This window comes from Microbulbifer maximicatervae (SeqCode) (assembly GCF_052467615.1).
Window position 1 is genome coordinate 1,307,998 of sequence record NZ_CP174319.1, and the last position, 26,351, is coordinate 1,334,348.

General features: G+C 48.5%; 26 protein-coding genes. 17 read left to right on the plus strand and 9 right to left on the minus strand.

From position 1 onward, the window contains the following. Positions 1-61 precede the first annotated feature (61 nt). Entirely contained in the window at positions 62-376 is a 315-nt protein-coding gene (locus tag ACJJIM_RS05965; RefSeq protein ID WP_108732688.1) for a DUF6471 domain-containing protein, read from the minus strand. 148 nt (positions 377-524) lie between these two features. Between ACJJIM_RS05965 and ACJJIM_RS05970 the strand changes: the two genes are divergently transcribed. From ACJJIM_RS05970 to ACJJIM_RS06000, 7 genes are read left to right on the plus strand one after another with little or no spacing between them, the layout of a single operon-like run. Then, positions 525-929 (plus strand): DUF2170 family protein, encoded by a 405-nt coding sequence (locus tag ACJJIM_RS05970; RefSeq protein ID WP_108732689.1) that lies wholly within the window; start codon positions 525-527, stop codon positions 927-929. After that, on the plus strand, positions 926-1,621 hold the full coding sequence (locus ACJJIM_RS05975) for a PspA/IM30 family protein (RefSeq protein WP_282933401.1): 696 nt from the start codon (positions 926-928) through the stop codon (positions 1,619-1,621). Before ACJJIM_RS05970 ends, ACJJIM_RS05975 begins: the two co-directional genes overlap by 4 nt. 4 nt (positions 1,622-1,625) lie before the next feature. Beyond that, the gene (locus ACJJIM_RS05980) at positions 1,626-2,696 is read left to right on the plus strand and encodes a potassium channel family protein (RefSeq protein ID WP_413665197.1); all 1,071 of its coding nucleotides are present in this window, start codon (positions 1,626-1,628) and stop codon (positions 2,694-2,696) included. After that, positions 2,681-3,334, plus strand: coding sequence for a YjfK family protein (locus tag ACJJIM_RS05985; RefSeq protein ID WP_413665198.1), 654 nt, complete (start codon positions 2,681-2,683; stop codon positions 3,332-3,334). Before ACJJIM_RS05980 ends, ACJJIM_RS05985 begins: the two co-directional genes overlap by 16 nt. Positions 3,335-3,348: 14 nt before the next feature. After that, positions 3,349-3,765: a DUF350 domain-containing protein gene (locus ACJJIM_RS05990; protein ID WP_282933398.1), complete on the plus strand. Its 417-nt coding sequence runs from the start codon at positions 3,349-3,351 to the stop codon at positions 3,763-3,765. A gap of 12 nt (positions 3,766-3,777) precedes the next feature. Beyond that, a complete protein-coding gene (locus tag ACJJIM_RS05995; protein ID WP_282933397.1) occupies positions 3,778-4,392 on the plus strand; it encodes a DUF1190 domain-containing protein in 615 nt (204 codons plus the stop codon). A 3-nt stretch (positions 4,393-4,395) separates the two neighbouring features. Beyond that, the gene (locus ACJJIM_RS06000; protein ID WP_444912664.1) at positions 4,396-5,562 is read left to right on the plus strand and encodes a glutathionylspermidine synthase family protein; all 1,167 of its coding nucleotides are present in this window, start codon (positions 4,396-4,398) and stop codon (positions 5,560-5,562) included. Between the two features lie 57 nt (positions 5,563-5,619). Here the strand turns inward: ACJJIM_RS06000 and ACJJIM_RS06005 are convergent, their stop codons facing one another. Further along, positions 5,620-6,252: an acyloxyacyl hydrolase gene (locus tag ACJJIM_RS06005; RefSeq protein WP_282933394.1), complete on the minus strand. Its 633-nt coding sequence runs from the start codon at positions 6,250-6,252 to the stop codon at positions 5,620-5,622. Between the two features lie 776 nt (positions 6,253-7,028). Here ACJJIM_RS06005 and ACJJIM_RS06010 point away from each other — a divergent pair. From ACJJIM_RS06010 to ACJJIM_RS06020, 3 genes are all read left to right on the plus strand, one after another. Next, positions 7,029-8,504 carry a lytic polysaccharide monooxygenase gene (locus ACJJIM_RS06010; RefSeq protein ID WP_444896731.1) on the plus strand — a complete coding sequence of 492 codons (1,476 nt, stop codon included), beginning with the start codon at positions 7,029-7,031 and terminating at the stop codon, positions 8,502-8,504. A gap of 1,823 nt (positions 8,505-10,327) precedes the next feature. Next, on the plus strand, positions 10,328-11,950 hold the full coding sequence (locus ACJJIM_RS06015; RefSeq protein WP_444912665.1) for a vanadium-dependent haloperoxidase: 1,623 nt from the start codon (positions 10,328-10,330) through the stop codon (positions 11,948-11,950). A gap of 85 nt (positions 11,951-12,035) precedes the next feature. Then, a complete protein-coding gene (locus ACJJIM_RS06020) occupies positions 12,036-12,614 on the plus strand; it encodes a hypothetical protein (protein ID WP_444896734.1) in 579 nt (192 codons plus the stop codon). Between the two features lie 284 nt (positions 12,615-12,898). Here the strand turns inward: ACJJIM_RS06020 and ACJJIM_RS06025 are convergent, their stop codons facing one another. Next, positions 12,899-14,512 (minus strand): hybrid sensor histidine kinase/response regulator, encoded by a 1,614-nt coding sequence (locus tag ACJJIM_RS06025; RefSeq protein ID WP_444912666.1) that lies wholly within the window; start codon positions 14,510-14,512, stop codon positions 12,899-12,901. A gap of 330 nt (positions 14,513-14,842) precedes the next feature. Here ACJJIM_RS06025 and ACJJIM_RS06030 point away from each other — a divergent pair, with 330 nt between their 5' ends. The 3 genes from ACJJIM_RS06030 (at position 14,843) to ACJJIM_RS06040 (ending at position 18,094) form a co-directional block, all read left to right on the plus strand. Further along, entirely contained in the window at positions 14,843-16,255 is a 1,413-nt protein-coding gene (locus ACJJIM_RS06030) for an amidohydrolase (RefSeq protein WP_444905736.1), read from the plus strand. Further along, complete coding sequence (locus ACJJIM_RS06035) at positions 16,252-17,553, plus strand: amidohydrolase family protein (RefSeq protein ID WP_444912667.1); 1,302 nt, start codon at positions 16,252-16,254, stop codon at positions 17,551-17,553. Before ACJJIM_RS06030 ends, ACJJIM_RS06035 begins: the two co-directional genes overlap by 4 nt. Positions 17,554-17,698: 145 nt before the next feature. Beyond that, complete coding sequence (locus tag ACJJIM_RS06040) at positions 17,699-18,094, plus strand: MAPEG family protein (RefSeq protein ID WP_413665207.1); 396 nt, start codon at positions 17,699-17,701, stop codon at positions 18,092-18,094. An 84-nt stretch (positions 18,095-18,178) separates the two neighbouring features. On the opposite strand, the gene ACJJIM_RS06045 is transcribed toward ACJJIM_RS06040, so the two are convergent. The 3 genes from ACJJIM_RS06045 to ACJJIM_RS06055 all read right to left on the minus strand — a co-directional run bounded on the left by ACJJIM_RS06045 (position 18,179) and on the right by ACJJIM_RS06055 (position 20,005). Next, the gene (locus tag ACJJIM_RS06045) at positions 18,179-18,478 is read right to left on the minus strand and encodes a YebG family protein (protein ID WP_108732704.1); all 300 of its coding nucleotides are present in this window, start codon (positions 18,476-18,478) and stop codon (positions 18,179-18,181) included. Between the two features lie 301 nt (positions 18,479-18,779). Next, positions 18,780-19,397 carry a LysE family translocator gene (locus ACJJIM_RS06050; RefSeq protein ID WP_282933387.1) on the minus strand — a complete coding sequence of 206 codons (618 nt, stop codon included), beginning with the start codon at positions 19,395-19,397 and terminating at the stop codon, positions 18,780-18,782. Then, complete coding sequence (locus ACJJIM_RS06055) at positions 19,397-20,005, minus strand: DUF924 family protein (protein ID WP_413665208.1); 609 nt, start codon at positions 20,003-20,005, stop codon at positions 19,397-19,399. Before ACJJIM_RS06055 ends, ACJJIM_RS06050 begins: the two co-directional genes overlap by 1 nt. Before the next feature lie 170 nt (positions 20,006-20,175). Here ACJJIM_RS06055 and ACJJIM_RS06060 point away from each other — a divergent pair, with 170 nt between their 5' ends. From ACJJIM_RS06060 to ACJJIM_RS06075, 4 genes are read left to right on the plus strand one after another with little or no spacing between them, the layout of a single operon-like run. Continuing rightward, positions 20,176-20,466, plus strand: coding sequence for a hypothetical protein (locus ACJJIM_RS06060; RefSeq protein WP_444912668.1), 291 nt, complete (start codon positions 20,176-20,178; stop codon positions 20,464-20,466). Between the two features lie 60 nt (positions 20,467-20,526). Then, a complete protein-coding gene (locus ACJJIM_RS06065; protein WP_444912669.1) occupies positions 20,527-21,345 on the plus strand; it encodes a DUF6249 domain-containing protein in 819 nt (272 codons plus the stop codon). Positions 21,346-21,356: 11 nt separating this feature from the next. Next, positions 21,357-21,911 carry an RNA polymerase sigma factor gene (locus ACJJIM_RS06070; protein WP_413665211.1) on the plus strand — a complete coding sequence of 185 codons (555 nt, stop codon included), beginning with the start codon at positions 21,357-21,359 and terminating at the stop codon, positions 21,909-21,911. Next, on the plus strand, positions 21,904-22,278 hold the full coding sequence (locus ACJJIM_RS06075; RefSeq protein ID WP_282933382.1) for a hypothetical protein: 375 nt from the start codon (positions 21,904-21,906) through the stop codon (positions 22,276-22,278). Before ACJJIM_RS06070 ends, ACJJIM_RS06075 begins: the two co-directional genes overlap by 8 nt. A 141-nt stretch (positions 22,279-22,419) precedes the next feature. Here ACJJIM_RS06075 and ACJJIM_RS06080 read toward each other — a convergent pair whose 3' ends face one another. From ACJJIM_RS06080 to ACJJIM_RS06090, 3 genes are all read right to left on the minus strand, one after another. Next, complete coding sequence (locus tag ACJJIM_RS06080; RefSeq protein ID WP_444912670.1) at positions 22,420-23,475, minus strand: alpha/beta hydrolase; 1,056 nt, start codon at positions 23,473-23,475, stop codon at positions 22,420-22,422. A gap of 338 nt (positions 23,476-23,813) precedes the next feature. After that, complete coding sequence (locus ACJJIM_RS06085) at positions 23,814-24,698, minus strand: alpha/beta fold hydrolase (protein ID WP_444912671.1); 885 nt, start codon at positions 24,696-24,698, stop codon at positions 23,814-23,816. 205 nt (positions 24,699-24,903) lie between these two features. After that, positions 24,904-26,331 (minus strand): hypothetical protein, encoded by a 1,428-nt coding sequence (locus tag ACJJIM_RS06090; protein ID WP_444912672.1) that lies wholly within the window; start codon positions 26,329-26,331, stop codon positions 24,904-24,906. Between the last annotated feature and the right edge of the window lie 20 nt (positions 26,332-26,351).

The window sequence follows — 26,351 nt, forward strand, 5'->3', positions numbered from 1 at the left end:
TGATTACTGACGACGGAGTCAAAGTGTGATCGCGTGTACTGGTGTCCAAGGAAGTGGCGTGTTAGCTTTTCTCCTGCTCGGCATAGAGTCCTCGATCTTGCAGCTCACGGGCCTGTTTGAGGATTTCAAGCATGGCGCTGTCCTCCACCGACATGGCATCGATGATGGCTGCCAGCAGATCTGCTGAAAACATGCACTTGCTGACTTTGCTGCGCAGGTTTTCCGGTGTCATTGAAATTCCTCTCTCGGCCAGTGCTTGGGCGAGATCTCCGTAACGCATGCCCTTTAGTGCCATTGATGCGCGCACATAGCGAGCAATTGCCTGCTTGTAAGGGGTCAGTGCTTGCTGGTTGCTCAGGCTTTGCTTGTGGTCCATGGGCTCTACTCCGTCCTATTCACTATCACCAATGTGGTAAATATTATCTTTGTGTGTATTATTTGCAACATTAGTTTGTAATAAGTTATTGACCGCAGATTTTTTGGTGCTATATTTGTGACCAATATTCCACAGCGAGGGAGTTGAGATGACCTGGAACAATGAGAACCTGCGCCAATTGGCGGAAAACCACTCCGGATGGGTGGTCGAATCTGAGGGGGATTGCCTCAGTATTTCCAACGATGAAGGCGTCGATGCGTTTGTCTATGTTGGCGAGAAGCAGATAGTTGTAGAGAGCATTCTGTTTCCCGTGAGCCAGGTAGATGATGTGGCAGCGCTCAATGAAATGGTTCTGCAAACACATCAGCTGGTGCCCCTGACAGCCATTGCGATTAAGAATATTGGTGGTGAGAACTACTACGTCGCTTTCGGTGCTCTGTCGGTGTCCAGCAAGGACGAAGTTGTTATCGAGGAGGTTGAGACCCTGTTTTCCAATGTGGGTGACTTCCTGGATTTATTTGCCGATCATTTTGAAACGGAGGGTGTAGCATGAGCCTTAAGAGAATTTGGACTGCTTTGAAAGGCGCAGTTAACGAAGGAACAGAAGCAGTAGCGGATAGCCAATCGATTCGTATTCTTGACCAAGAATTGCGCGAGGCGAAGGAAGAATTGAAAGCTTGCGATGAAAATCTGACCAAAATCATGGCGAAGCGCAAACTTACTGAGAGTAAGGTCCAAGCGCTGCAAGCCGACGTTGAAACCTATAGCACTCACGCAATCAACGCGAGTGAAAAGGGCGATAACGAACTCGCTCTTGAGTGTGCAGAGCGTGTTACCGAGCTGGAAAGCCAGCTGGAAACTGAGCGCAGCATCCTGGATGGATTCCTGAGTTCAGAGAGTACGCTGAAAGGTAATATTACCCAGGCAAAAACCAATGTGCGCCGTATGGAGCAGCAGATTGACCAGATCAAAGCGACTGAGTCTGTTCAAAAAGCACAGGTAGCGGTTTCTTCCCGCCACATGGGTGCGAACAGCAAGATCAAAACAGCGCTGGACAGCCTGGATCGCATCAAAAACAAGCAGGAGCAGCGTGCTGCTGAGCTTGAAGCTGCGGAAGAGCTGGCTTCAGAGGAAACCGGTTCCAGCCTGGATGCCAAGCTGAAAGCGGCGGGCATCAAGCCCGGCGGCCAGAAAAGTGGCAGCGATAAGTTGGCTCAACTGTTAGCGGGCCGCGAAAAGGCTTAACACAGTGCTGCTTTATCGAGTGCGACGCCTTCTGGCGTCGCTTTTCATTCGGGCAAATGTAACCACCATTCTCATAGCTGTAGGCAGCTATGTTTTCATCTCCTATTGGCTGCTCAAAATTGCCGGTGAAGCTGATATTGTCGCGGGCGAGAATTTCTTTTACTGGTTGGTCGTTACCGCATCGACAGTAGGTTACGGCGATTTCTCCCCGGTAACCCCTGAGGGTAAAGTCGTAGTTGCCGCTTGGGTGATCCCAGTGGGCCTCAGCCTGTTTGCCATGGTGGTCACAAGAATTGGCTTTGCGGTTTCAGAATTTGTGCATCGCGGCAAGAAGGGCTTGCGTATGACAAACCATATTGATCACACAGTAATTATCGGCTGGAACGGTACCAGAACGCTCCGTTTGATTGAGTTGCTACTCTCCAAAACAAACGGTAGCGCAGCAGAGATTGTCCTCTGTGTTGAAGCCGATATCGAAAATCCGATGCCGGGTAAGATTGATTTTGTCCGGGTGGAATCGTTTTCCCACGGGGAAGGTATGCAGAGGGCAGGGTTGGCCGATGCCGCTCGAATTATTATCGACAACCCTCTGGATGATGTAACCCTTACAACCGCCTTATTCTGCGACAAGCTCAGCCCGAACAGCCATAAAACGGCTTATTTCCAAGATGAAAATGTGGGTGAATTGCTCCGTGCCCACTGTCCCAATATCGAATGTATTCCCTCTGTCGCTGTAGAGATGTTGGCAAAATCCTCGCTTGACCCCGGTTCCGCAAGGTTGCACCGACAGTTGCTCGATAGCACATACGGCATGACCCAATACAGCGTTGAATATCGGGGTGAGAAGCCTCTTCCTGTCGGTGAATTATTTGACCATTTTAAGCGGGATCTCTCCGCGACCTTAATTGCGGTACGTAGAAAGGGCGTGGTTAAAATTGATGTGAACCCGGGGCTTACCGATCAAGTCACCGAGGGCGACATGCTGTATTATATCTCTGCAAAGCGGCTCGATGAAAAAAGCTGTTTCGATATAAAAAGTAATGAAGAAGGTGTTGGTACATGTTTACCAAACTGATAAATAAAATAAAGGGAAAGGACGCTCCAAAGGTCAAGACTCCAGAAATTATGGGCTTGCGAATGGGGGCGAGTTTTGAGTTGGACCCTTTGGCCATCCGTCTGATACTCGATGAATTGACCATTGAATCCTGTTCACCGACCCAGATCATCAAAGCGGCCGGTGTTGTCGAACTAGATGGTACCTGGATTTATCGCTTTTACACTGATGATGATGCCTGGCTGCAAGTGATTGCTGAGGGCGGTCAGCGGGATGAGCATGTAGTCGATGTAAAGCTGTTCCATTTTTACGACACTCTGGATGTTGGTTCGGAGCAGGCTTGGAATAAATTGTTAAAGAGTGATATTGGCGCACCCAGTTATCACCTTCAGGATCGCTCTTATAGCCGTGTATGGACCGCAGCAGGGGACTACCACAACCCAGTGCATATGGCCGAGAAGACTTACGATGAAGATGGTGATTATTCAGTAACGGATCAATTCACCATGCTTTTCGAACGCGAATTGTCTGATCAGCAAACCGAATCCCTTTTTCTCTCAGCTGAAGAGAAAGAAGAGGATGCAGGCTACTTAAGCCGCAGCCTGGTGATTAGCACCGGCATTACTCTGACCCCCTCACAAATAACAATACACGGATAATAAGGAGATATTTAATGGACCAGCCTTATGATTTACTGACTGGTATCTTGCATTTTGCGGCCTACTTTGGCCTGTCGCTGGTACTTTTGATCGCGTTTAAATTTTTATACGCACTGGTGACGCCTCACGATGAGTGGAAGTTGATCCGCGAAGATAAGAATACGGCTGCCGCTATTGGTTTTGGTGGTGCTGTTTTGGGTTTTGCAATTGCCGTTGGTGGTGCTGCAAGTAACTCTATTTCTATTGTCGATTTCGCCATCTGGGCCTTGGTTGCATTGATCGCCCAGTTAATTGCTTTTGCCATTATCCGCTTTGGGTTTATGCCGCGTATTGTTGAGCGCATCGAAGATGGAGAGGTGAGTGCCGGTGTTATGTTGGCTGCAACTACAATCGCTGTTGGCGTATTGAATGCGGCTTGCATGAGCTACTAATTGGGGGTGGTAATGAAGCGTACCAAGAATATTAACCTGGCAAGGATGCGCAAGGGCGGTGGCTCCAATTTTTTACTGCGCCCACTTGCCTTAGGTGTAGCGGCTGCCCTGGTCGGTTGCTCCTCAGATGAGGAAGTTAAAGTTGTCTCTTCAGTAGATGACTGTGTGGCCAATACCCAGCTGGACGAAGCTCAATGTGAAGCAGCTTATCAGCGCGCGGTTGAGGAAGCGGAGCGCACCGGGCCCAAGTATTCCCGTCTCTCTCAGTGTGAGGCTGAGTTCGGTAGCTGCCAAGAGACCAGTAGCGGCGTCTGGATGCCTCTGATGGCGGGCTTTATGGTTGGCTCCATGCTCAATGACAGGGATCGCCACTATAACTATGGCTACTACAACCCGGTCTACCGCTATTCAGGTTCCCGTTACCGCGACAAGCTGATGACAGCTGACGGCGGCATCATTGGCGATTATGGCCGTTCATCTTATAAGGTGGATAAAAGCGCTACGGCGCCTAAGCCTAAAGTTACCAAAACTGTTTCCCGTGGAGGCTTTGGTGCAGTGGCATCGGCCAAATCCAACTGGGGAGGGGGTCGCTCCAGCAGTGGTGGTTCGCGCGGCTGGGGAGGTTGATTTGTGCTAAGGTTGCCGATTGGTGAGCGCCCGCGTTGGCAAGAGCGAGCGCAGGAGTTTGGGTTTCACTTCCATACCATGTATGGCGAACCCTACTGGGATGAAAGCGCCTACTATCAATTCTCTTTGGAGCAGATAGAAAAGCACATTGAAGATCCCACTGAAGAAATTCACCAGATGTGCCTGGATGTCGTTGCCCGTGTGCTAGAGGATGAGGAGTTGCTGAGGCGGTTCTGTATACCCGAGCAGCACTGGGACTTTGTGCGAACATCCTGGCGTAACGGCGACCCCAGTCTCTATTCTCGCCTGGACTTTGCCTATTCCGGACAGGGGCCGGCAAAGCTCTATGAGAACAATGCTGATACTCCCACTTCTCTGTATGAAACCGGCTTCTGGCAGTGGTTGTGGCTGCAGGACAATGTCGATCGCAGGTCTCTGCCGCTACAGTCTGATCAGTTCAATAGCCTGCAGGAAAAGCTGGTTAACCGCTTCCATGATTTACAGTTCCTGACCCCGGGGCGGGAGTTGCATTTCGCCTGCTGTAAAGATACGGAAGAGGACCGGGGCACGGTTCAATATTTACAGGATTGTGCCTCCGAAGCGGGGATCAATAATCATTTTGTCTTTATCGAAGATATTGGTCGGGATGAAGTGGGTCAGTTTACCGATTTGAATGATCAGGTAATTACCTGGATGTTTAAGCTGTACCCATGGGAATTTATGCTCCGCGAGGAGTTCGGGACCCTGTTGGCAGGAAGTAATGTCCGTTGGTTGGAACCGCCCTGGAAGGCGATTATTTCCAATAAGGCGCTTCTGCCAATGTTGTGGAAGCTTTTTCCAGAGCACCCGAATCTCCTTCCCTCTTTTTTTGAGGATGAGCTGGACAAGGCTGCGGATTTCCCGGAGTTAGTTAAGAAGCCAATCTTTTCACGAGAAGGGGCGAATATTTCGGTAGTAAAAGGGGCGGATACCACTTTGCTGTCCGATGGCCCCTATGGGCAAGAAGGATTTATCTATCAGGCTCTGCATCCTCTCCCCAAGTTTGGGAAGAACCATACCCTGGTGGGAAGCTGGCTTGTTGATGACCTGGCAGCGGGGATGTCTATCCGGGAAGATCCAAACCTGATCACCCAGGATATGAGCCGTTATCTGCCGCATATCATCCTCTAGGGCCCGCCAACGACTGCAGGCGCCGACATCAAGCCGGCGCCTGCTCAATCCTCTTCTTTAAAAGTTATAGTGCAGCCGCAGCTCAAAAAAATTCACTCCTGAATTTTCAGAACAGGTTCCTGCATTTGAGTAGTGCAGTGCGTAAGTTGTGACTCCCCAGCGGCGCTCACTCCCAAAGTCAGAGCCCAATCCAATTCGATCCTCAAACTGGAAGTGGCATCCCAGAGTTGTGTGATTTGTGTTTTTACTCACAATATTGGACTCAGTAATGTAACTGGCCCCCACGGAAAACTCGAAGTAGGGAAAGATAGGCTTGTCCCACTGGGGCAGGTACTCAAGCCTCCATACCGGGCTCACTGACATACCGTGAACTAAATCCTCTCCCCGTTTGGAGACGTCTGGATCGCCATCGTCCAGGCCGGATCGCCATTCAAAGTAACTGGTCTCCAGTCGCGTTTTGAGCGTCCATTTCTCAGCAAGAGACCACTGCCAGGGCAGGTCCTTGGATATGGCAAGGCGATATTGGGTGAGTTCATTGCGACGATTGGAAAATCCCGGGCCGGCCCCAACAATTGCAGCCCACCGTTTATCCGGGTTTGTTGCCGTTTCAGCCAAAGACCAGGCTGGAAGCAAAAGAGAAGAAAATAACAGACACAGGCCGAGCCTGCGGATAATCAAGTACAACATCATCCCTGATCCTACCTTTCCTACTACGAATGGTGACTACAAGAAAATGATTGGTTAGGGAAACTCAAAATCATCCGGGTTCTTTTCCAGTGTAGACAGAGGTGAGCGAATATAGGTCTTTTATCCCAGTGGTAATTTACTAATAGGAATAATTTACTGGTCTGCAGTTGTATTTGTTGCCAGGAAAACACTTGCAGTGACAGTTTAAAAAAAGCGGTGACAGCGATAGTTCTCTGATATGTAAAGAGGTTTTTTCTCAGGATGAAATACGTGTTCGTAGGTTGGGGTAGCTGCCAATTCCCGCCCTACTGGCAACTTTTGCGGGTAGGTAATCTCGAGAGATTTATGGTTTTAAGGCAGTCAGGCTTATCTATTTTGAATTGTAATAGAGGGTTGTTCGTGAGGGAGGGTGTCACCTATTGATAATTAATGGGTGTAGGGACTTGTATTAAGTTAAAAATCGTCTGTGAAATTTCTCATCCTGTTAAAGGTTTGCCTGTTCTCTATTTTAGGAGTCGCTGTAGTTTTTTCGTCCTATTTTTTAATTGATTATTTTTTCTTGAAAAATAATACCCCTTAATATTATTTTTAAGGGAAAATGGTGCGCTGGTGATCTTCTGAAGTTTGTAAATTTATATCAATAATTGTCAGGAACCGTGCTGTTAAGTAGCGGTCCATAATTCTGTCGCCAACATTACACATCGAATATGTGTAATCAGGATAAGGACCTGGTTCAGCTGGGGAAGGAGGTTGGGCGAAATTGAATAACAGGCATAGATATGATTTTACGAAAAACCAAACTAGCATCTGCAATTAAACTACCCGTATTAAATAGCGCCCTGATGGCAATAGCACTGGCCGGTATGAGTTCAAATGCACTTAGCCACGGCTATGTAGAGGCCGCTGATGGTGGTGTTGCATCCGCTCGTGGAACCTTGTGTAAATATGCTCTCGATACAGGAGAGATGAATGTTGACTGCGGTGCTGTTCAATGGGAACCGCAAAGTATAGAAGGGAATGAAGGTTTTCCCGAAAGTGGTCCTGCTGATGGGCAGATAGCCAGTGCAGGAGATAGTTCCTGGTCTGAGCTGAACGAACAATCCTCTGATCGCTGGGTTAAGAATTATATTAGCTCCGGTTGGCAAACTTTTAAATGGCGCTTCACAGCCAATCATGTAACCCGGGACTGGAAATATTACATTACCAAAGAAGGTTGGAATCCAAATGCGGTTTTGACCCGCGACCAATTTGATTTAGATCCATTCTGTGAGGTTGATGGCAACTATGAGCAGCCTGCGGTAAATACGACACATGAGTGTCAGGTGCCGGAACGTGAAGGCTACCACGTAATTCTTGCAGTTTGGGATGTGGGTGATACGGTTAATGCCTTCTATAATGTTATCGATGTCGAGTTTGATGGTGATAATGTTGTCAATACTGACTGGAGTGTTGCAGGCACTATTAATCCAACTCAAGATTTGGACGTGGGCGATAAAGTTTACACTCGTGTATTTGATAGCTCCGGTGAAAACTCCTCATATTCTACTGTCCTGGAAATTGCTTCAGATGAGCAGGGTATCGCTGAAAACTGGTCTCACGACTTGGCTGAGCTGATTAACCAGGAACAGAGCAGCATCCGCGCCGGTGATTACGATGGAAGCAGTAGTTTTGAGCCTCTATATGGCATCAACAGTATCTACTTGTTAGAAGGTAGCAGTTTAGAGAGTGTTGAAATTGGATACGAGCTTATCCAAGATCAGGATGATGACTCTACCGATGACGACAATAATTCCGGTGACGATAATTCGGATAATAGTGGAGACAATGGCGACTCTGGAAATTCCGGAAACTCTAGCTGTGAAGCGTTTGTGCAGCAGTATGGTGGTGATCCAGGCTACTCGATTGGCGACGTAGTTGTTTATGACAATGTTGCTTATGAATCTACACATGAGCCAAACTGGTGGTCGCCGAGTGCTGCACCGCAATTCTGGAATGAAACTACCTGCGATGGCTCCGATAGTGGTTCAGACGATAGCTCTGATAACGGCTCCGATGACAGCTCTGATAGCAGTGGTGGAGATGATAGCTCTGCGGTTTCCTGTCCTGAGTTCCAGCAGCCCTACGCCGGTGATAGTGCTTACCAAGTTGGAGATCGGGTAACTTTCAGTGGTCAGGTCTACATTTCAACCTACGGGCCAAACTGGTGGTCCCCATCGGCCGCACCTCAGTATTGGGAAGAGAGTTCCTGCCAATGATGAGTACACTCTGCCTCCTATCTTTTGGTAGTTGATTGAGCTCAGTCCGACCAAAGGGCGCAGTTCCCTTAGGTCGGACGCATTTGTTAAGCTATCAGGTGTGTTGCTCTTTGTGATACACCAATCTTACTTCCCGCCAGTATTTATTCCTTTAACTTTCCTGTTGATACATTCAAATGTGAAGGGCTTCTGAATACAGCGCAAAGCGTCACCTGACAATGACTTCCTGAATCTTACTGTCAACTCTGTAACTCTAGAAGGGAATTGCTTTCCCCTCTGGGTCAATACTGTCCAGAACAGTGATCAATTCCTAGCTGCCTCTTTGCGGTATCATTCGATCCAGATACGCAAAGTCCACCCTATTGAACAACTTCCTATAGTCAGATATCGCGCTATTCGGCGCCTGTAATATTAACGGGGCCGTTATTTTTTATTTCAAATCGGGTCTCAGCGTGTGTGCAGATTTTATTAGTGAATTAATTTTTTGGCCTGATAAATTTATTTAATTATGAGGGGCGGAAATTGGCAGGTACAGTTTGAAGTAACTGTATCTTGTTTGCTGCTCAGGTAGGGCATAGTGCCTTTGTGTAAAGATATGATGCCATATAGCTCAGCGGGCTCTCGTGTAGTGTTGTGTTCGTTTTTCGGGTGGTAAAAATGAACCGTTGATTTTGAGGTTTGATTTATTTGAGATACCTTCGACATTATCGTTGATGTAATCAAAAGGTGCTTATCCGGCAGGTCGTGAAGTTAACGATGTAAATCGACGTTTCAGTTTGATTGCGGAGGCGCTGTTATTCTAGTGGTAGCTCTGGGTGAGCCTCACTAGGGTGGGGGGTGTTTTTCCGATCAAATTTGCCTGGGCTGGTGTCAAATTATTTTCCCAAGTCTGAGTATCATTAAAAGGATCTATTTATATGTTGAGCCAATAAGGCAGAAACCCTTTTCCTGTGAAGCTTCGGAATTCCTTATTTCTTTAGTGCCTGTTGGTGATTTGATTGTTTTAAGTGTTTAGAAATTTACCTTGTTAGCTGTTTTTTGTTCTATACATTTTTGGTTTGATATTTTAGTGATTTTATTTTTTGGGGTTTAAGATTTGAAGATAATTGTCAGGAACTGTGAAGCCAGGTGGTGGTCTAAAAATTTACAATAAATATTATATTTGAGGTTGATCTCGACAGGATAATAACCTGATTAATCTGGGGGAGGGAGTTGGACAAACTCGAATAATAGGCAGAGGTATGATTTCACAAAAAACCAACCTGGCATCTGTATTTAATCAAGTCGCATTAAATCCACGATTATTGCTGTTGTCTCAACTAGAACCAGATCTAGTGCAGCTGACCATGTTTACCTAGAGGCTGGTGATGGAGTTATCACATCTGCAAATGAAGCTCTATGGAAATCTGCTCTCGATCCTGGAGGAATCGATATTGACTGCGATACAGATCATAGAGAGCCAAAAAGTACTGAGGGCTTCCTTGGAATTGAACTTGGGGATGGGAAAATAGCCAGCGCCCGATAAAAATCTGACTGCTGGAAAAGAAAACCGTTTTAGCATCTACTCATTTTTTGCTATCGACACGAAATGCATTTGGAATTAAGTCGTTGAGGGATTGAAGTGCTAGGGATCACAAGTGTAATAGATGAAGAGACATTCGACTGAAGTCCAGTTTAAGGTCTAGCTGAATCGGTGTATCGACAGGTTGGTACGGCCTCCACAACCCAGTGCGGTCAACAACAGCCAATTTGAAAACAAACTTACGGCCCACTGATAGATTTACTGATTCAGCGCGCCCTTCAATATCAAAGGACGTAATACAATGAACCACATTCTGTTAAAAACAACGGCCTGCTTCCTGGCAGCAGGCTTAATATTGACATCGGGTGCTGTGCAGGCCCAGAAGACAAAGGGTAAGCAGCCCAAGGGACAAACCAGCGCGTATCTAGGAGAAACCAGCCGATCAACTCTCTCCAAAGGTGTACTTGATCGGCTTGAGCGGACTTCGGGGAAGTCTGGCGAGCTTAATAGACCTAGAGATCGGGTTGTATTTTGGTTCAACACGATGCTCGACTCATCGGCTATCGATCATACTCCCGACCCTGATACCGGCGAAGTGGATTTCTACCAAGGCGGCCCTACCCGGTCCAGTCGCGCATTCGCCATCGTACAAACTGCTGTGTTTGACGCTCTGAACGCCTTTGACGGTAAATACCAACCTTATAATGATCTCGGTGTACTCGACACCAGAGATGCATCCAAAGATGCAGCTATCGCTTACGCCGCTTACGATACCTTGCGCGCACTCTACCCCGATCAGTCAGAGCGTTTGCAGGAATTACTGCTATCAGATCTTGACCAGATAAGAGATAGCGCAGATAGAATTGCCAAGGGCCAAGTGATTGGCGAAGCCGCTGCTGCGGCAATGCTTGCAGTGCGCAGCAATGATAAGGCCGAGCATTTGGAACCCGCTTATGGTGAGGGCGGCGCTGTCGCGGATGGGGATGGGACCTATCACTCTACATCGGTTAATACTGGGGCCACGGTACCGGGAGAATGGCAGCCTGATCCTGTCGACCCGGTCGGCCAAGACTCCGTGGCTCTGGGAGCCTATTGGGGCAGTGTGACACCTTTTTCACTAAGTTCAGGTGATCAATTCCGCAGTCCGATTCCGCCTACAATTACGTCTGAGGAATATGCCGAAGCCTATGAGGAAGTGGCGGCCCTCGGCGGGTCCCCAGCCAATACTATTACCCCATCGACATCCACAGCAGAGACACGATTTATCGGGAATTACTGGGGATATGACGGTGTACCGTTATTGGGCATTCCCCCGAGACTGTATAACCTTATCGCCCTGCAGGCAGCACTGGATAACAAAGTCGAGAATGAGCTGGATCTGGCCCGGTATTTTGCTTTGATCAATGTGGGGCTGGCGGATTCTGGTATCGCTGCGTGGGACAGTAAATACTATTACAATTACTGGAGACCGGTTACCGGTATTCGCATCGATGACGACAACCCATCGACCTTGCAGGATGAGCAATGGTTGCCGGTAGGGGTGTCAGTCATCAATACCACCATTGCGATTAGGCCAACACCGCCGTTCCCCTCCTACCCATCGGGTCATGCTACCTTCGGTGCTTCCACCTTCGAGATTATGCGCAGTATGTTTGGAGACCAGCCCTTTACTTTTGTATCGGAAGAATACAATGGGGAAGGCTTCGACCCTTTCACGCCGGATACACCGAGGCCTTTGGTACCTGTCCGTTTTGAATCCTATACCGCCGCTCAACAGGAAAATGGCCTCAGCCGCATTTATAACGGAGTGCACTGGGACTTTGACAATATTGCAGGCCAAGTCATGGGCGAGCAAATCGCGCAGAATTTAATGAACAACGTCGAAGCATTTAGCCTGATTAGTAGATCAAGGGCTCGCAGGTAAACTATTTTTACGCTATGAGCTAAATTCTCACTCTCCATCAGGTGCCGCTCCGTAAGGGGCGGCCACACCAAAGGTAACTCACCGTATGAATAGCAAACGATATATTGCAGGGGCAGTGTTCGGAATAATCGCTTTTGGGTTTTTAGCTACGCACACACTCATAGAGCCAGTCGAAAACGAGAAGGTCTGGGTAGGTAAACAGGAGTCGGCACCGAATGTTGAAAGCGTTATCCACCCCGCAAAAACACCTGCTTCAGTGGCACTGGCTAGCAACGATATCAAGGCCGCATTTGAGCGGGATACTGTTATCAAGTTGAACAGTATTGTTCGTCGATCTCTGACTACTATTCGTAAATATGATGCTGAGATAAAAACCGTCCGGGAAGCAAGTCTTGCGGCGACTCAAGACGGAGTGAATGAACAGCAAGTGGCATCTGCCAGGGCAAGTCTCGCCAAGCTGAAGGAGTGGGACCTAGAAGCATCCCGGGCTCTCAAGGATATGAACGCAGCCGTTGAGGAGCTAGAGGCAAGTGAAGAGCACTATAACGCAGCGATTTTAGCGGGCATGGTACGCTTCGTGGAGACCGTGTCCACAGAAATAGGAGACGAGAACATCAAGCTGACAACATTGGTGGGGAAGGGGGCCGTAGCAGCAAAATTGTGATGTACGACTAAGATAGTATCGGCTTGAAAATTATCGAGATTATACTGAACAGGAAAATGATGACATATCGATTGACTTTGGTTTGGGGGAGTCTGCAAGCACTAAAATAATGGGGAATTCCGCTTGAGCTGCTTTTGTATAGCCTTATCCTGGTTACTTTATCACTTCACTTTTTACAGCCGGTTATCATAGAGGTCATTCCATAAGCCAACCTGTTTGTAGCTGAACTCTGTGACGTAGCTGTCAGCTAGGCCGGCTGCGGCGATTTAGGTAGAATTATTTTGTTACCTGGGTAAAGTTATTTTTCCGCTGGCAATCATCTCTTCGATCTTTTTACTGAGATGCTCAAATGTAAATGGTTTCTGGATGCAATCCAGTACCCCGTCAGAAATTACTTCCTGAACTTTACTATCCACGCTGTAACCGGTGGAGAGAATAGCCTTCACTTCGGGGTTAATCCGTTTTAGAAAAGCGAATAATTCTTGCCCATCCATGCCGGGCATAATCATGTCCAGCAGGACCAAATCTACTTCATCACTATATTTTCGGTAGTAAGTTATTGCCTGCTCTGCCGTCGCAAAGGTAACGACGCTATGGCCGTTCATTTCGAACAGGGCTTTAGAGTAGGTGCGGACAATTGCCTCATCGTCGACAACCATAATGCGCAATTTGCGCTCGCGAGCCAGTTTCTTGGCCTGGTAAGTTCTCTTTTTGATTGGGGGCTTGGAAATTGGCAGGTATAGCTTAAAGCTGCTGCCAATTCCCTCACGGCTCTGACATTGTATAGCGCCCTTATGTAAATGAATGGTGCCGTGCACTGCGGCAAGGCCCAGTCCAGCACCACGTCCACTTTCTTTGGTAGTGAAAAATGGTTCAAAAATACGGCGTCGCACTTCGTCAGACATGCCAGTGCCATTATCGGTAATCGTTATTAAAAGGTATTGGCCAGGCTGAATCTCAAAATCGGCGATAGAAGCCGATTTTTCTATGGTGATATTGGCTGTGACAAAGCTCAGGGAGCCACCAGAGGGCATAGCATCCTTGGCATTGATTCCGATATTTAGCAAAGCGCTCTTGAGTTGAGCAGGGTCGCCCACAATATGTGGACGATTTGCATCTAATTGCTGATCAATCTCGATTCTGCGATCAATAGTGCGGGTTAGCATTGCACAAACGTCGCGAATGATTTCGTGGGTATTGCAGCTCTTAAGTTGATAATTTCCCTTGCGGGCAAAAGTGAGTAGCTGTTTGGTCAGCTCTGCGGCATGGCGGGCAGTAGTCAGTATATGGTTGGTATACTCGTTGATTCTGGCATCGGTGGAAATTTGTCGAATAACTTCAGCATAGCCATTGATTCCATGAATCATATTGTTGAAGTCGTGGGCGATACCGCCGGCAAGCTCACCGATAGCTTGCATTTTTTGAGCTTGCCGAAGCTCTTCCTCCAGCAACCGCTGTTTAGTAATATCCGAGCCAATACTGAGAATTCCCGCAGGATTTCCGTTTTCATCTGAAATGATCTTATTGGTCCAGGCGATCCATACTCGTTTCCCGCACTTTGTAATGTTTTCATTAATATTGTAACGGTGTTCCTCTGGGAACTGGCAAATACGGTCTATCAATTGCCGCAGGTCACGGCCGCTCGTTTCGCTGGCGGGAACAATCGTACCAATTAAGTGCCTGCCAATAATCTCGGCTTCGGTATAGCCAAATAATTGTTGAGCGTACTCGTTAAAGGATGTGATACGGCCGTGTTGATCGCATCGCATTATGATCGAGTTTGCATGCTCCACCAGCTCCCGGTAGCGCTCCTCACTTTTACGTAAGGCCTCATAGACCTGGGTTGAGTCTCTATCCGAGGTGGTAGCTGTAGATGGTGAAAGGGGAAAAATGGGCATATTACTTTCCTTGATCACCTATTTCTCCTCCTGAGTGCGGCTGCCTGTTTTTCCGCCAGAAATTCCACCATGAAGACGTACAAAAGTATATAGCTGGGGCGGCGTATTTTGACCGTGTAGACATTCTTTGCTGACTGGCTGTTATTTTTAGTTCGTATTGTTATCAAGTGTGCTTTAGTGGTACTGGGGGAACTCTCAGGCTCAGTTATGGCCCCTTGGATTGGGAGATGCATATCTCTAAACAGTCGTTTGTGACAATTTGGATAGTGGCGCTGTCAGCACAAACTGGTAGCATTCACCGCCATATTCAAAACGATTGGATGAATGACTATGCAGCTGCAACCCCGATTTCTCGGGCGCAGTATCGCGGCTCTGTTAAGTGCCTCGCTACTGCTGTCCGCATGCGGTGAGAAGCGTGTTGACAGTGAGCCGAGATCTCTCGACTTCGCTCGTGTGGACGCCTTCCCTTCCACTTATTCTGTAACCCAGTCCCGCCCTGTGTTGATTCAGGGAGCTACCCTGCTAACCGGTACAGGGGAGCAGCAAGAAAATGCGGACCTGTTGTTTGAAAATGGAAAGATCAAGGAGATCGGTAAGGGGTTACTGGCCCCCGAAGGCGCCTTGATTGTCGATGGCAAAGGTAAGTGGGTCACTCCTGGCATTATCGATGTGCATTCTCATCTGGGTGATTATCCAGCTCCGGGGATTGAATCTGCCCAGGATGGCAATGAGATGACCTCGCCAAACACTGCCCAGGTTTGGTCGGAGCACTCTGTCTGGACCCAAGACCCCCAGTTTCCCTTAGCTCTTGCCGGAGGTGTAACAACCCTGCAAATCCTGCCGGGTTCGGCCAACTTGTTTGGCGGCCGCAGTGTCACCCTGAAAAATGTACCCGGCCGCAGTGTTCAGGATATGAAATTCCCCGGCGCTCCCTACGGCTTGAAAATGGCCTGTGGTGAAAACCCCAAGCGGGTTTACGGTGGTAAAGGTAGCTCTCCCTCAACTCGAATGGGTAACGTCGCCGGTTATCGCGATGCTTGGATTAAGGCGAGTGCCTACAAGCAGGAGTGGGAGGATTACGTTGAGAACGGAGGGGATGAGCCCAAGCGCGACCTGCAGATGGAAACTCTGGCGGGCGTACTCAATGGAGATATTCTCGTTCATAACCATTGCTACCGCGGCGAGGAAATGGCGGTAATGATGGACGTTGCCAAGGAGTTTGATTTCAAAATTTCCACTTTCCACCACGCAGTGGAAGCTTACAAGGTTGCTGACCTGCTGGCTGAAAACAATGTTTGTGCGGCAATGTGGGCTGATTGGTGGGGCTTTAAGCATGAGGCCTACGATATGACCGAGGCCAATATCGCCATTGTGGATCAAGCCAAAGCCTGCGCAATGATTCACTCGGACTCCGGTGTTGGCGTACAGCATTTGCACGAGGAGACCGCGAAGGCAATGACTGCAGGACAGCGTGCGGGCTTCGATATTCAGCCAAAGGATGCAGTGGTTTGGATGACCTTGAACCCCGCCAAGGCTCTGGGTATTGCCGATCAAACTGGCAGCCTTGAGAGCGGCAAGATGGCGGATATCGTTGTTTGGTCCGGCAGCCCCTTCAGTGTTTACACCCATGTAGATCAAGTTTTCATCGATGGGGAATTGATGTTCGATCGTGCGGACAAGAAACGTCAGCCACGCACCGATTTCGAGTTGGGTATTCTCGATGCAGAGGGAGAGCGACTGTGAGAAAAGTAGCTGTTTATTGTGCGCTGGCCCTGGGGTTGATGTCAGCCGCTGGCCAGGCAGAGACCATCCTGATCAAGGGTGGCAAGGTACACACCTTGGCGGGACAGGGCAGCCTGGAGTCCGCAGATATTCTGGTTGTGGATGGCAAGGTCCAGCAGGTAGCCCCCTCACTGGAGGTGAATGCAGATCAGGTAATTGATGCGCGCAACAAGGTGGTGACGCCCGGTGTGATAGCGCCCATTTCTGAACTGGGGTTGGTCGAGATCAGTGCGGCCAGCGCCACCAATGATCACCAGGTGACCGGTGACAGTATCGGTAGTGCCTTCAATCCGGTACCTGCTTACAACCCTAAGTCCACCCTGATCCCATTCAACCGGGCGGGTGGAGTCACCAGTGCTGTTGTTTCACCGGGAATCAGCACTTGGGACAGCGGTGCTATCGATGCTCAGCGGATATTTGCAGGGCGCAGTTTTGCCATCAAGTTGAATGGTGAATTTGATAGCGTCGAAGCAAAGAATGTTGCGCAAAAAGCTTATCTGGGAGAGTCCGGTGGCGAGCTGGCCGGTGGTAGCCGTGCCAACGCTTATGCCAAGGTGGAGAGTGCTCTGCGTGAAGCTCAGGAGTATCGTGATAATCGTGCAGCGATCCACCGTGGAGAATGGCGAGAGCTGGATTACGATCTGGCAGATCTGCAAGCTCTGCAGCCGGTGATCGATGGTAAGGAGCCTTTGATGGTAACTGCCAACCGGGCCAGTGATATCCTCGCAGTATTAGAACTGGGTGAAACCTTTAAGGTGAAGCTCATTATAATCGGTGCAGCTGAGGGCTGGATGGTTGCCGATAAACTGGCGCAAGCACAAGTGCCTGTTGTGATCGATGCAATCAACAACATTCCAGCATCATTCTCAAGTTTGGGCGCACGCCTGGATAATGCTGCACTTCTGGCCAAGGCTGGGGTGACGGTAGCTATCAGTGGCCCAGATATGGTGGCTAGCCACAACGTTTACCTCTCGCGCCAATCGGCGGGCAACGCTGTAGCCCATGGTATGCCTTATGAGGAAGCGCTAAAGGCAATCAGTAGCAATGTTGCTGAGATTTTTAACCTTGAGGGCGGTACGTTGGAAAAGGGCGCGGTTGCGGATATTGTGATCTGGAGCGGTGATCCCCTGGAAGTTACCAGCTACGCTGAGCAGATCCTGATTGAGGGTGAGAATCAATCCCTGGTGAATCGCTCAACGCGCCTCAGAGATCGACACCTCAAGCCCGCAAAGGGCCATGAATTTGGTTACAAGCACTAGTATGCAAAGAGCGGGCTTCTAGCCCGCTTTTCTTTTTCCGCCTATTGATCTGAAAGGTCCATTGGCTTGTACAGGATTTGTGTGGCGGAATACTTGCTTTCGGGGATATATTCCCTGGCCAGATTGATAAGAACAAGGAAAAAACATGGCGAATATCACAGCACTCTACACCGGCCTCTGTGCGCTTCTGATTATTTACTTGGCATTCAGGGTAGTCGAGTTTCGTCGCACAAAGAAAGTGGGAATTGGAACCGGAGATGATCGTTTCAATGAGATTAGGGTGCGAGTTCACGCTAATGCGATTGAGTACACTCCGATAGCGTTGCTTCTGTTGCTGGCTGCAGAGTTGGGCGGTTTGCCTGCACTGTGGTTACACCTCTTCGGGGCGCTCTTTTTTATCTCACGGGTATTTCATGCCTATGGACTGACCAAGGGCAAAGGCGGGCTGCACTTTGGGCGCTTCTGGGGAACTTTAATCAGCTGGGTCGTTATCGTTGTGTTAGCGGTCATTAACATTGCTAATGCCGTAATTAATCTTTGAAGTTTATTGGTGAGGCTCAGTATGAGCCCCACGCAAAAAAGCCCGGTAGAACCGGGCAGAGTACAGGGATGAATCTATAAGCGTTTACTGATTGGCGGCGAGCGGAGTTACGCGATCATCTTCGCTCTCCTGCACCATGTTTTCGTCTTCTTCGAGTAGTACTTCAGGCTTCCCTTTACAGGCTTTAGCCAGGGCATCGCGGCGTTTGGCCAACAGCAGGCCGATCTCTTCGCCCACTTGCTCATCAATGCTGTCGATGTGGCGCTCAATCAGCGACGTGATATTAGCTGCGAGCTCCAGCATCTTATCGTGTTCTTCAGCGTCTTTTTTGTTGTCGAACATTGCTCCGTCTCTATCGCATTTCCAAACAGCTACTACGGCCATCGTGTGCCTCCCAATCGTCTATTAGACTGTCCACTTAGTTTGTATGCCGCTACCCTAACTGTATAAATATTCAGTGTCAACGATGGGGTGAAGAAAGGGCTCTATGCGGTCAAAAGACCAGCAGGTGCGATGATTGGTCCGCCATTAAGCGTGAACACTGTCATAATGTGCATACAGCCAGACGCATTCCCCCCGGGGCGACTGGCTGTCTTCACATCATTTAACAGGCCCGCTTGCGGGCCTGTTTTTTATTTGGGTGTGGTGAAACTGAGGTAGTGAAGGTTTCTGCAGGCCTGTGGCTTTAGATGCTAAGGATCAGCCGGGCAGCCAGTCCTATCAGTAAGATCCCGAAAACCTGTTGGATGCGATGGCCAATATGCTTGCTGACCAGCTGGCGTTTACGGCTGGCGTGAACCGCCAGGGCAACGATGCAGTACCAAATTGCATCCACTCCTGAAACCAGCGCCGCCATGCCCAGCTTGGTGCTCAGGGCTTGCTGTTCTGACACAAACTGGCTGAATAGGGCGGTGAAAAATACAGCGATCTTGGGGTTGAAGAAGGCAACACCAAAACCTTGAGCGATAGAGCGCTTCAGGCTCTGGTGAGGAGGTTGTACGGTTGCAGTACTGGTACCCGGTGCGGGTGCACTGAGGGCTTTCCAGCCCAGGTAGACCAGCATTGCTGCACCGGCCCACTGCAGAATGTTAAATAGAAGAGGAGAGCTAGTAATCAGCACCGCCAGGCCAAATGCGGTAAGAATTGCGTATATAGCGACCCCGGCTCCGTGAGCAATAGCACTGGCCAGGCCTTGCTGTAGGCCTGAGGAGGCGCTGCGTAAGACGATAAGAAGACTCGGTCCCGGAGACATAGCGCCGAGGGCACAGATCCCCGCGAGAGATAACCAACTGAGTAAATCCATTATTTAAAGCCGCCCCCTTGAGCCAGCCATTCTTTTTCTGCTTGAGTGGAAGTGCGACCCAAAGCCGTATTGCGGTGAGGGAAGCGCCCAAATCGCTCAATGACCTCTTGATGGGCAAGGGCGTATCGATAATGAGTGTCGAGATAGGGCGAGGCAATTTTGTCTTCTGCGAAGGTTTGCTGCAACTGTCGAAAGTAGTCTACCGAGTGTTGCTGGGTCACGAGGTCTTCGCTGTGCTCTAGCGGCATGCCCAAGAATACCTGCTGGTAGAGCCCAAGATTCGGGGCCTCTCCGCGCTGAATCAATGATATCGCTATTGCCAGTGCCAGGGAGTCTGTAGCGAATGCCTGGCGGGTGCCCCGGTAAATGTTTCTGGATAATTGGTCACAAACCAGTAGCAAGGCGAGTTCGCCTTCCAAAGTTTGCCGCCAACGGTCCAGCTCTCCACGCAGCGCTGACTCGGCAATAGCTCCAAATCTTGCCTTGATGTCGGCGTCTACTTCCGGAGTAGCGGCAAACCATAAACTCTGCTTCTCTGCAGCAATAGAGTTACCACGAATATCAGTGCCGCCAAACCAAAAAACCAGGACATCATCAGGGGTTGTCATATCGAAGTTCTCATTCCGTGTTGTGTTCCGAGTTTATCCGATCGTTCCAGCCCAGTGATGACCATTAGAAGGTGGTTCCAAGTGTTGGCGTAAAAAAAATTATACAGCTGCATCCAATTGGGCTCCCCGAATCGTCATAGTGGCGTACAAGGGAAAATCGGGAGATCACAATGTTTACTGCGAGATCAACTAAAAAGGTACAATTTTGCGTCGCGCTATCTCTGGTAGTTGCGGCTCTGCAAGTGGGTCAGGTTAATGCCTCCGAGCTGACGCTTTCCCAGGATGGGATTCACCGAGAGCTCACCCAGAAAATTGATCAGCAAATACTTAAGAAGCTTGGTGAGTGCACTGATAAGAGTGAGAAGGTTAGCCGGCTACCTCCTGTACGTATTGCTGAGGAAAAGGAGCCCCGAGGAGGAATGGCTTACCCCTACTCCAAGGCTCGAATGATGGTGATGTAGGTCACCTCCCCCCAATGACGGTTCACACCACTGATAACGAAAATGATTAGAGAGTAAGTAATGAGAGCGAGAAATAAACAATCATTCCAGGCAGTCATCTGCTGTTGGGTGGCCATTGCGGCATCCAGCATAAGCATGGGCAGCTGGGCCCAGGAGGAGGACTCATTTGTTCCAGAGCCTCCGCCGCCGCCAGGTGTGGAGGCCTCCGAATCTGAAACCCGCGTCCGTATATTACGTGAAGATGGTGTTCTCACGATCAAATCCGAAGGCGAGAATGGTGAGAAAAGTGAAGTTCGGGTTGACTTGGGGCAGGACTTTGGCGGCCCCCTAAGCCAGGAAATTATTGAACGGCTGAAAAGCAAGGGCATTCTGGATGTAGACGGCAAGGTTACCGAAGATACCCTGAATAGCGTACCGGACAATGTCAGGATAAGCCTCTCTGGTGACCGTAACTATCGGGGCCGGGACAGGCACTGGGATCACAACTACTCACACCACGATCACAATAACGAGGATCTCGTATCGGGAGTCACCACAGTTGTACCAGTAGTGGCGCTCCTCTGTGTATTTGGAATGCCGGTATTTATTGTGTGGCTAGTGACACGCAGTAGCTATCGCAAGAAACAACTGGTAATGAGTAATATCAACCAGATGGTTGCTGATGGTCGGGATGTGCCTCCAGAGTTAATAGATCTTTTGGATGAGAGAGAGCCAAATAGCTCCAATGATCGCGGTATCAACCTGATTGCGATAGGCGCTGCTGTATTCCTCTCCCTCTCAGCTCTTGCGGGTATTGGTGTAGGCAGTCTCGGCTTGATCCCTCTGTTTATCGGTGTGGCTCGCTATGTGAACTGGAAGCTTGATAACAAGCAGGTGTAGGAAAGGCGAGTATGGACCTCAATGACGAGGAATTAATCAGGCGGGCCGTCAAAGACGGGGACCAGCGGGCATACGCCCAGCTGGTTCGTCGCTATCAATCTCAGCTGCGATACTCGCTCCGACAGCTGTGTGATGGTGACCAGGGTCTGGCAGACGATATGGCGCAGGAGGCCTTTATTAAGGCCTATAAGGCGTTGCCGGCGTTCAGGGGGGATGCCCGCTTCAGCACCTGGCTGTACCGTATCGCCTATAATCTCGTCATGAGCCACAAGCGTAAGAATATGCCCGATGTGGATCAAGAGGCAGTGGATAGGGCTCAGGCCGATGAGACTATTGAAGAATCCCGGCAGTTAGGGATGGCTAGGGACCTCACTGCCGCGATGGATACCCTGAGTGGCCCGCAACGGCAAGCAATCCATCTGTGTATGCACAGGGGCTTTTCTCACGAGGAGGCGGCAAGTATTATGAAATTGCCGCTTGGTACGGTAAAATCCCATGTCAACCGTGCTCGGGCCAAGCTGCGTAGCTTGTTACAGCCCTGGCGTGAGGAGGTGGTAAATGGTTAACTTTGAACAGCGCAACACGAAAGGTAACGCCTTGAGTGAAATGGCTTTAGAGGGCAACGACCGGGAGTTTGACGCCTGGCTAAGTGAACAGCTCCAGTTCAATGAGCCCCATTTGGATAATGATGGTTTTTGTGACCGCGTGATGGCCGCGCTCCCTGCGCAGCCTAAACGCTCAAAGCGTCGCTCCAGTTACTCTCAGTACATCGCGGTAGCAGCTGCATTAGGGATCATTGCCTGGCAGTTCCCTTTCAGTGAGGTAGTTGCCGAGATGGCCAAGCAATCCATTAGCTTGTATAGCTTGGTAGGTGTTGGACTTTTATCTTCTTTAGCGGTAATGACCGGTGGCATTTTCGCCGCACGCCGCTAGCGAGAGCCTGCCTTTATAGAAGCCCGCGCCTAAATCATGATAGGGCGGGCACAGTCTCCTTTTTTACTTTGCTAGCTTTCCTTGAAGTTTTAGTGGGCTCGCTTCACATTGAGAGTGTGTCTGGCCTTCGAGTAGATTTTGTCAGCCTTTGCAGCGAGCGTGCTCTTCAGCCTGGTTGCACATCTCTTTCAATATGGTTTTCCCCGCCTCTTCATAGCCATTGTTCAGCAGGTAGTCTGCTGTCTCAACTGTGGCATCGATCCCGCTCGAAATTTCTTTAATGGTGTATGCGATATGGAGTTTCAATTCGCTAGCAGCATTTTCAGAATCGGAAATGGCATGGTGGGCCATCAAGCGCTGTAGGGTATTGGTGGGAATAACTACTTTGAAGCCAAATTTATCTGATAAATTACGGTAGTGATTTGTCAGTCCTTCAAACCCACTTACTTTAAGTTCGTAAGTAGGTTCCCACCCTGCAAAGGTGTGTTGTAGGGCAAATTGCATAGAGTGATGTTTGGTCGTTCTGTGGGATTGCTCTGGGAATTTCTGGAAGGTAAAGGTTGCACCCGGTACATTTGCGAGAGTTTGGCTCAACTCGTCAAATGGGACTTGCATATGATTCCCCTCGTTAGCGATGGTCACGGTCAGCGGGGAAAGCTCTTTGAGTTGTTTAGGTGCTAAATTGGAAACTCGCCCGGTTATATATTTATCCTCTAATGACGGGCTAAAAGCAAAGTACTGTGAAAATGGTGCTTTGTCGTTTAGCCAGTAGTCCAGTACGAAGCGGCCAGAGTTGGAGTGCCCAGACAAAATACTAAAATCTGCAGTTCGATAGTTTTTATTGACATAGGGCACAACTTCGTTCGCTAGGAACTGAGAAAATACTGTCGATTTACCTTGATCCGGGCGCAACTCCTTACCCATTCCCTCTACACCAATCACGATAAAATTGGGCACTTGGCCTTCAAGTAAATCGATAGTAGACAAAGTAGAAAGCATGTCCCACTGAGCATGTAATACGTAGAGCACAGGATATTCTTTGTCATTATCCTTATATTGTTCGGGAAGTTTCACCAAGATGGTTCGGTTTTCACCAAGGAAATCTGATTTGATTTCCGTCTTTTGTGCGAGAATAAAATCTGAAGCATTTGCTATCAGCGAACAAACACTTATCAAGGCTAAAAATAGAACTCTCATTTTCCACTCTCCTTGTTGGTATTATTTTAGGGTGTAACACTAAAGTTCGGGTTAAATTAACCAGCTAAAACTGGCTAAAGAAAGCTGCTTTTGCCTACTTGTCAGGTATTTTCAGTAGAGGGTACTCGTGTCGACGTGCGCCGATATTTGTGCCGGAAGAAGTTAACAATTTATTGTTATATGACTTAAATCTATTTATTGACCCTTTAGATGTCAAGTGCCTTGACTAGGAGATATGCCTTGTTGAGCGAGGGTAAGTCGATGAAGTAGGGCCTGCAGACTTAAAGCTTAGGGCAGGCTGAAGTCAGTCTGCCCTAAGTTTAACAAAATAGTAAATGCTACTTAGTTTCTATATTCTTCAGAAATTGATCGACCACTGCATTGAATTCATCGGGCCTCTCCCAAAACATCATATGCTTTCCCATATAAGCGGTAGTGGCGGAAGGGGTATTAGCTTTGATCCATTTGTTAGCCACTTCCTTAGCTTCATTTCGTACCACATATAGCATGGGAATCTTCCCTTCAAGGCCGATAAGGTCTTTGCTGTAGTCGAGATAAAAACCAGTAGCGTTGGTAATTGCGGCGACGCTGCTAGAGGTTTGATTGGCGATATTAGACACCCAGGCAATATTTTCTGCAGTGGGATTTTCAAGCATCCATTTGACGAACTCTGCAATCACATTTTCGCGATCCTCAATAATCCCCTCAGTGAATGAGCGCGAGTATCCGTCTGAATCATCATTCAGATACCAGACCCACTCGTCCCGGCTGGCCCCAGAAATCTCCGGGCCAGTGTCGATCATAATCATGGCTTTTATCTTGTCAGTGCCGAACTGGTTGAGATAGGCCAGTTGCTCGGTCACTCCATAGGACCAACCCGCGAGAATCACGCTATCAAGCCCCAGCTTGTCAATCAGTGCAGCTAAGTCTCGAGCGTGTTGCTGATAAGTATGGCCCTCAACAGGCTTGGATGACATGCCCTGGCCGCGGGGATCATAAGCTAGTGCGCGATACTGGGTGGAGTCCTTGAAATGGGCAAGTTGATGCTCGAAAACCTTTGTAGACATCATCCAGCCGGGAATAAAGATGATTGTCGTATCGCCATTACCCGCTTGTTCGTAGTGGATTGTGAGAGAGTTGTCGATCTTGATTCTCTCTGCTGCCACATAAGTAGAAAAAATAGACAGGATGCTAAATAAAATTACCAGATGAAGAGTCTTCATGACGCAAATTAACCCAATAAAATTTCTATAACGTTATCAGAGGAAGTTCGTAGGCGAAGGGGCTTCGGCTACCAATATTCGCTTATGCCCACATTGTACTGTGGAATTACTGCTATTAGTTGTTGCTGCAATATTGCCGGCCATATAAGTTGCACAAACGTCCGTTTTATAGGGTTGATTGCTTAAAGTCAAAGCAGGTGGGAGCTTACGGTAGTTGGTTATGATTTTTCCCGTTTGGGTTGGTATAAAAATCTATATTGGGTGTGATTGCTCGGTATTTATCCAGAATTATCATAATGAAGAATAAAGGAATAAGTGACAGTACTGAGAAGTGTAGTGCAATGAATTTGGTCTCCTCTTGTATGGGCGTGGAGGAAAATATAATTACTTCGATAATAAGTAAGAAAATAAATAAAAAACATTTATTGAAATCTGAAATTGAGTCAAATATTTTGGGGCCCAATATCCAATGCTTCCAGGATTTGTGCGCAATAGCATCTAGTAAGTAATAGAGACCGCAGGTAAAGCTAACCAATGTTGTAAGCAGTAGTTCAAATACCCAGGCGGGAGGCTTGCCTGGAGCGGGAGGCCAAGCATTCGTAATTCCAAATTCTGTAAAAGAGAGAATGGCAAAGAGACCGGTCGTCAGCAGTACAACTGGAAATCGAAATACTAAAATTACCATGCAGATAGCAGCAAAAGTCTCGAATACTCTCTGGATTGGCATAAAGATCTCGGCGTGATCCGCTACCCAAGCCAAGGCTCCCCGATACCAATACGGTGTATTCCCGTATTCGACATAGGAGTTAATGAGACCTCGGTACCCTTCTACAGTAAACCAATTTAATAGCCCATCCTCAAAAACCTGAAAGACTAACATTACCCCGATGGTGAAGGTAAAAAGATCAATCCAGCGCCCTACTATTGGAGTTGAATCCTGTTTGGGGGGAGTATTTCGATACTTGTCTAAATACTTTGAAGCTATTGATAAAATGGCAATGGTAATGCTGGATAGGGCGCTTACAATGAATACGTAATCGCCACCATTGCGTGACATAGTAAAGACCCCAAATAAGAGAGCAGATGCTACAACAATCGCACAGCCCCAGGTTAATAGGCTTACTCTCGGTGCTATCACCGCGCCTAAAAGCCGAGAACGAAAATTGTATTGAGAGTCTTTATGGAGCTTGTAAATGCTAACTGCCAAGATTAAGGCAAATAACGCAGGTGACAATAACTCGAAGTACCAGCTGTTTTCTCCCATGTAAGTCAACCCCCATAGCAAGATAAATCCGAAAAACATGAGCGTCGCGCCCAAAACAATAAAAACACGCAATATCAAGAGGGTCCCAGCAAGCAATAGTGCCAGGTGGAGTGTATAGGTCACAAAAGCTGAGTAAGGGATAAGGTAGCTGACCAGTGATTTGACAAGTAAAGGTGTGCCCTTAGTCTGTACAAGCTGATGTAATAAACTTGCGAAGACATCCGGTGCCATTTGCCCATTAAAAAAGCGCATGATAACTAACTGAATACAGGCTGCGCCTAAGAGGAGGCTGATAATGGCTAGCCAAGTAGTTTGAGATGTGGCGCTTCTTGCTTGCTCAGTACTTAAGTGTAGGCTGGATATAGGCATGTATCTTATCCGAGGCCCTT